Below are 5,439 nucleotides of genomic sequence, written 5' to 3' on the forward strand. Positions count from 1 at the left end.
AGCGGCTCGCAGACAAGCTTTGGGCCGTTCACAGCAACTCCTTTGACTACGCAATACTGGACCGTGTCAGCGAGCTCGACAAAAAGCACTTGGACGAAGTCTTCACTAGGACGATCTATCAGACTGAGCATCCTGTGGTGCGCGTGCACCCCGAGACCGGCGAACGCACGCTGGTGCTCGGCGCTCTGGTGCAAAATTTTCTTGGTATCCCAAAATACGACGGCCAGAAGCTGTTTGATGTCTTTCAGTCTCATATCACGGCGCTCGAAAATACCGTCCGCTGGAGCTGGAGGGAAGGCGATATAGCGATCTGGGACAATCGCGCCACGCAGCATTACGCGGTGAACGATTACGGCGACCAGCATCGTCTCGTTCGTCGCGCCACCGTCGCCGGTGAAGTACCCGTCAGCATCGATGGTCAGAGCAGCGTAACACGCATCAAGGCAGCCAAGGAACCAGCCACGAAAGTTGCCTAGCGCCTCCACAAGATTGGCCGCGATCCGGTTGATGTAGACCCTGCCTTTGTTCGCCAAATCGCTGCATGCAGCATTCGGCTTGCTTCGTTATCGCATTTCAACGATGTCTCCGAGCGGCGCGCTGCGCGCTCTCAAATCAAAAACTGCGCCGGTTCTTATGAGGCCATATCGGCTTGCCATGCCGTCATTCCCATCAGCAATGGCGGCTAGCCGCTTTGAAAGTGCCTCCCGGCAATCGCGTTTCTACCCTTGAGAAGCGTGTGTGAGCGGGGACGATAAACCCGTCCAGCAGGTGGTTTACTCCAATCTTCTTGACCTCGTGGCGACGGTGTCAAGATGGGCTTTGCGCGTGACTTTGTCGGTAGACGAGCCCACGTCCTGAATTAGCTCTTTATCCATCGTGAGGCGCGCGAGATCCCAGCGAAACGAGTAACGATTGATCGCGGCGACACCTTCGAGCGTTGAGGAGCCGAATCGCGAAGCAATGCCTTGCGGCCGGTGTCACCTACCAACCCTAGCAATTGATGCAAACGTCGGACACATGGCAATCGTCGCTCAGCAACAAGTCGTTCTTCACGCGTTAAGGAAGTCGGGATGCAATATAGATCTGGCTGCGCCGTCGGGCCTGAGGGATCTACTATCTCGTCATCTGCAGCCAAGAGGTCTACTCCCGATGCGCTCTCCGCCGTCTCGAGCATTCAGGCTTCAAAGATCTCAAGGCTTCGGGCCAGCCTATTGCTTCGTCTCGCGGCTAGCGCGCTACAAACGATGCTTCATGAAGCCAACGCGCAGAGATGGCTTGCCGTCGCGCTGTCCCTCGCGGCGAGTCCCATCGGCGGCTTGGCGCCGGCACACGCTGCCAACGTGCCTAACCCCAAAAGCGGCACTCCGAATCAGATTGCTCAGGGAGGACTTCAAAAGAAGGACTATCGCGCTATCAAGCCCCGAAGCTACCGGTCCCAAGGAGCAGTGCATCCCGTCGGTAGCTTTGCGCGCGCACAAAAAGCGATCACTCTTGCATCACCCGATAGCACGGTTGTTCTTGTAAACAACACAACTCAATTAAAAGCCGATCCATTTGCAAGGTTCGAGAACCTGCGCGAAAAAGGCATGTGGCTCAACATTCCTGGCCCTGCCGATACGATCGATCAGGATTACGGCGGCGTTAGATCTGCGTTGGCAGACGTCGGGGTCGGTTATGTCGGCGGGACAGTAAACACATTCGTGGCCAATCAGCTGCCGAATGCAGCCAGGAGCACCATCCACGATCAGCTATATATTGGCCAGAATCCGACATTTCATACCCTAAACTTCATGATCGTGACCTATGATCTTAGCCGCTTTGGGATTCCCGATGGTCAGATCATCGTGGGTGCCCAGCAGCAATATTGGACATGGAAGCCCGGGGGCCCAGACAGATTTGGGATCAATACGCTCGCCTATTATCAGACGTTTTTCGACGGCAAGCTTGAACTCAAAATGGGTTATCTCAGAAACATAAATGAGTTCGTGGGAACTGTGGTCGGAGGAAACGCAGCAGTAAACGTTTTTGGAGCCTCATCGAATATCCTATACCAAGCAGGCATGAGCAACAATGCCGCGCCCACGCCAGCTCTCAATCTGAAGTACAATTTTGGTGATGGCTTCTACAACAGGATCTCGCTGCAGCGTTCACTCAGTCCAGACGGCCAATCTGCGCAGATCGTCGAAAATCCGACCGGCTTATATTGGGGCACGACCAACGCGGGCGTTCTTCTACTTGACGAAACCGGTTACAAGAACAGAGCTGCACCGGGTTCGCCCGAGACTTGGTTGCGGGCAGGTGCCGGTTTCAACAATAGCAGCTACAAAGACTTGCAGTATCCGACGCAACCGAGAGCTAACGCAAATAGCGTTTATTACGTCGCGGCGGACAGGCAACTCTGGCAGTCTGATGCCCAAGGCTCGGCGGCTCGTGGCATCTATGGCGGATTTTCTGTGATGTACGCGCCGCCTGACTTAAACAGGGTCAGTCAGTACTACGAGCTCCGTCTTTATGCGAAGGGACTGTTTGACAGCCGGCCACACGATCAGATTGCTGTGGTTGCCACAAACACCGCGTGGAGCAACTTTGCAGTGGATGCGGCCTTGGCCAAGGAGCACCTTGTGCATCGCGACAGTACGGCGATCTCTGGAACATATACAGCGCATTTGGCACCCGGCATATATTCAAGCGTAGGACTGACGTATATCAATAACCCGACAAGCATCACATATACCCCCCGAACGGGACATGCGTTGAATCTGTTGGTCTCCACGTCGATATTCTTCTAACCGCGAAGAGGGCGTGCACCCTCATAGATCGGCCTATGCGGAACCATCGCAAAATTCTGGAGAGGCATTATCAATGCGGTGCTCACCGGAGCCTCTCTACGAATTGACCTTTGTCCGATCGCGGCCGTGGCCAAATTGCGTGGGCGATAAGCATCACTGATATCGATGGCCACTCGAAGAAAAACGAAAGCGTTGTCGTCATGGGGCAGATTCGTATCGAAGAAGACCTTCTCGGTGAGAGGGAGCTGCCCGCGGACGCGCTCTACGGCATCAATACTCTTCGGGCTGTGGAGAATTTTCCACTAACGGGCCGTACCATCGCGACGTTGCCTGAGTTCGTCCCCGCAATGGCGATGATAAAGGAAGCTGCGGCGCGAGCCAATCAAGAGATCGGCGCGCTTTCAGCGGAGCAAGCCGAAGCCATCGTCAAAGCGTGCCAAGAGCTCCGCTTAGGAAAGCACGATGTCCACTTGATTGTCGATGTGCTCGAAGGCTCCGGTGGCACATCCTCGAACATGAATGTCAATGAGGTGATCGCAAATGTGGCCGCGCGGCTGAGCGGAAAACCAGCTGGCGACTACGCCTTCATTCATCCAAATGAACACGTCAATCTCGGTCAATCCACCAACGACGTGCTTCCGACGGCCGTAAGGCTTGCGATCTTTCGTGTGTCGCAAGGTACTTCGCTTGCCTTGATGCAATTGGCGGCTGCCTTCTCGGAAAAGAAGAATGAGCATTCCGAAACCTTGCGCCTTGGCCGCACATGTTTGCAGGATGCCGTTCCAATGTTGTTCGGTCAGACATTCGGGGCATATGAGGCGGTCCTAGAGCGCCATGCGAAGCAAGTGGAGGAACTGCGGCGCCAACTCCTGGTCCTTCCACTCGGTGGGACTGCAGTTGGTACCGGACTTAACTCCAAACCTGGCTACAAACAGGCGGTGTTCCGACACTTGTCGACCTTGATTGGTGACGAAATCAAGCCAGCTGCCGATGTATTCGATGGGATGCAGAATTTAGACGCGTGTGCGCGGTTATCAGCCGAACTTCGAAATTCAGCGAATTCCCTCTGGAAGATTGCCAATGACCTCATTGTGCTCTCGTCGGGTCCCGGCGGCGCTATCGGCGAAATTGCGTTGCCCGCGATCCAGGCTGGATCTTCGGTTATGCCCGGCAAGGTAAACCCAGTTGTTCCTATAGCGGTTTGCCAAGCAGCGTTTGCTATCTTGGGGAACGATGCTGCCATCGCGATAGCCTGCCAGCACGGCATGCTGGAGATCAATTGCTACGACATGCTCGTTTGCGATCGCCTGATCGAGTCCATCATCCTCCTTCAACGTTCGGCGACAATCTTCCTCGAGCGGTGTGTGCGCTCGCTTACGGTTAATGAAGATCGGTCCCGGCAGAATTTGCTGGCGTCGAGTGCGCTAGCGACAGCACTGGTACCTGAGTTCGGGTACGCCAGTATCGCCGCGGCTGTACGAGCGGCGCTCAATGAACATCGACCTTTTCTCGAGATCGCTATCGAACGTGGCCTAGTGAGGCGCGAAGAAGTGGAGTCGCTCATGTACTGCGCTGCGATTGAATCGACGAGGCCGTGTACACATAAACCGGCCGATGACGCGACGAAGGTCATGTCTGCTTTGCTTCTGTAGCGACCAAGTTCATGCGCGGCGCAATATGTCGCGATGGGCCATTACCTGACTCATGCGCCTGTAGCAAACGGCATCTCGCATCTCTATTCGATAACCTCGTCGGCCCGGACGAGCAACGAGGGCGGCACGGTGAGACCGAGCGCTTTGGCAGCCTTCATGTTGATGATTAGCTCGAATTTGGTCGGCTGCTCGACCGGCAGATCGGCAGGCTTGGCGCCTCTGAGAAGTTTATCGACGTAGTCGCCTGCACGGCGAAGCAGATCGGCGAAATCGGGGCCGTACACGATCAATCCGCCTGCGGCAGCTTGACTTCGGAACTGGTAATTTGCCGGGAGATGATGCTTCGCCGCGAGCGCGATTACTCGCGGAGCCTCTTGGACGATGGTGAGAGGATCGCCAATATCAATTATAGCATCGGCGTGTTGGGCAGCAGCCGAGGCAAAGGCGATATCGAGTTCCTCGGCGGTGGTCGCCTCAACTATCGTCAGAGTCATTCTCGTTTTCCGTGCTGTGCGAGGCACATCTATCAGCCTATGCATTGGGTTGTTCGGATTGACCAAGAGCGCGATTTTCGAGGCGCCGGGAACGAGTTCGCGGAGGATTTCGAGGCGTTTCTCGACGAAGTTTTCGGGTACCAAGGTCGAAAGGCCCGTGATATTGCCTCCCGGTCGCGACAGGCTTTGCACGAGGCCGAGCCCCACGGGATCGGCGACAGCCACGAATACGATCGGAATGGTAGCTGTTGCCGATTTCAGGGCTACGGCTACCTGAGGGCTCGGGCCAACCAGCAGATCGGGCTTGAGGGCAACAAGCTCGGTTGCAAGAGGCGGCAGGCGCTCGGGATGCCCTTCAGCATTTCGGAAATCAATTATCAGGTTCTTCCCTTCGATCCAGCCATGATCGCGTAAGCTGTCTAGCCACCTTTCAATTACCCACAAGTGCTTGATTCATTTGCGGGAGGCTCGATCGAAGAATCTTGAATCGGATGAATCGCTTGT

General features: G+C 55.5%; 4 protein-coding genes. 3 read left to right on the top strand and 1 reads right to left on the bottom strand.

Annotated elements, in window-relative coordinates; all coding sequences use genetic code 11:
* The 3 genes from Q2941_RS50540 to Q2941_RS50550 form a co-directional block, all read left to right on the top strand.
* Nucleotides 1–476: TauD/TfdA dioxygenase family protein (locus Q2941_RS50540; protein ID WP_458197381.1), on the top strand; the 476-nt coding region annotated here is incomplete at its 5' end.
* Nucleotides 477–1,244: 768 nt separating this feature from the next.
* Entirely contained in the window at nucleotides 1,245–2,789 is a 1,545-nt protein-coding gene (locus Q2941_RS50545) for a carbohydrate porin (RefSeq protein WP_458197382.1), read from the top strand.
* 110 nt (nucleotides 2,790–2,899) lie between these two features.
* Nucleotides 2,900–4,441 carry an aspartate ammonia-lyase gene (locus Q2941_RS50550; RefSeq protein WP_458197383.1) on the top strand — a complete coding sequence of 514 codons (1,542 nt, stop codon included), beginning with the start codon at nucleotides 2,900–2,902 and terminating at the stop codon, nucleotides 4,439–4,441.
* 83 nt (nucleotides 4,442–4,524) lie between these two features.
* Here Q2941_RS50550 and Q2941_RS50555 read toward each other — a convergent pair whose 3' ends face one another.
* Nucleotides 4,525–5,379 (bottom strand): ABC transporter substrate-binding protein, encoded by an 855-nt coding sequence (locus Q2941_RS50555; RefSeq protein WP_458197384.1) that lies wholly within the window; start codon nucleotides 5,377–5,379, stop codon nucleotides 4,525–4,527.
* Between the last annotated feature and the right edge of the window lie 60 nt (nucleotides 5,380–5,439).

This window comes from Bradyrhizobium sp. UFLA05-153 (assembly GCF_054185185.1).